Below are 1,203 nucleotides of genomic sequence, written 5' to 3'. Positions count from 1 at the left end.
TGATCGAAGCAGCAGAACACTTTGGACGAATGGCGATGGTTGACCGCTGGGTGATACATAACGTATTGCGTTGGATGGAGACACATGAAGAGTCTGTTGCTAAATCTGATGGCTTCTCAATTAATTTGTCTGGCAACTCTTTAAGTGATGATTCATTCCTTGAGTTTATACTAGGGCAGTTTGCAGCTAGCACGATTCCTCCGGAAATGATTTGTTTTGAGATTACTGAAACTGCAGCCATTACAAATCTGGCTGATGCGATCGAATTTATACGGGTACTAAAGCAGACTGGATGTAAGTTCTCACTAGATGACTTCGGTTCAGGTCTTTCGTCCTATGCTTACATTCAAAAACTTCCTGTTGATTTTATTAAAATCGACGGTGTGTTTATCGGCAATATCGCTAACAACGAACGTGACCAGGCTTTGGTCAAATCAATTAATGAGTTAGCTCACTTTATGGGTATGAAAACAGTTGCTGAATATGTAGAAAACTATGAAATTCTGAATGTTCTAAGAACTATTGGTGTTGACCACTCTCAAGGCTTTGGAATTAAAAAAACTGGTTTATTAGAAGAGTTAGCTTAAGTATAAGGCTTTGTGCTTGGAATACTTCAGCTATTCAGTACTTGTGAGTAGGCTGTGTAAACTCGCTTTTGGATCTCGATATTTTCGTCTTTTAGTCTCTCATCCAGTCGCTTGGCCGATTGGTTAATCTCTTGTTTAGAAAAGTTGCTAGGAATTGAGTGAGTCGCGTGGATTCGCTTGTAACTGGCGTAGTTCACTGGAAAGGGGCGGTAGGCTTTCTGAATCCCTTCATCAATAAGGTTAGCGACATCTTTATGGTCGTGTGTTTCAGAGATGCTTAGTGTATTTACGAAGTCGATATGGATTTTACCCTTTTCTTCGCTCAGGCCTTTCTTACAAGAGATGAAATCATCAAACCGGTCTTTCTGATAGTCTGAGTTGTTTTCAGAGTTTATCAGTTCGTGAGCTTTGTCAATGTCACAAGGATCCCACTCGTAAGAGAAGCAGACAGGTACAATATTCAATGCGTTCATGTAATCGCTAAATGGTCGTTCCTTGGGCTTCGCTAAGATAAGCATTTTTATCAGGGCGGGGTTAGTTTTGTCTATATTGTCTTTTGCCCGGCCTTCCTTTTGCGCGATCCAAACGTTACCTTGCTGTGTAAAATGTAAATAAC

Annotated in this window: 1 protein-coding gene and 1 pseudogene; one reads left to right on the top strand and one right to left on the bottom strand. The window is 40.6% G+C overall.

Annotated features, from left to right (window positions below; genetic code table 11):
• Positions 1-587 (top strand): EAL domain-containing protein (locus tag A3735_RS06110; protein ID WP_197485698.1); only part of this gene is annotated, 587 nt, incomplete at its 5' end.
• Between the two features lie 26 nt (positions 588-613).
• Here the strand turns inward: A3735_RS06110 and A3735_RS30360 are convergent.
• A pseudogene (locus A3735_RS30360) lies at positions 614-1,203 on the bottom strand (hypothetical protein); the annotation flags it as partial.

The organism is Oleiphilus sp. HI0061, from assembly GCF_001635675.1.
This window is presented reverse-complemented; position numbering and strand designations above follow the sequence as displayed.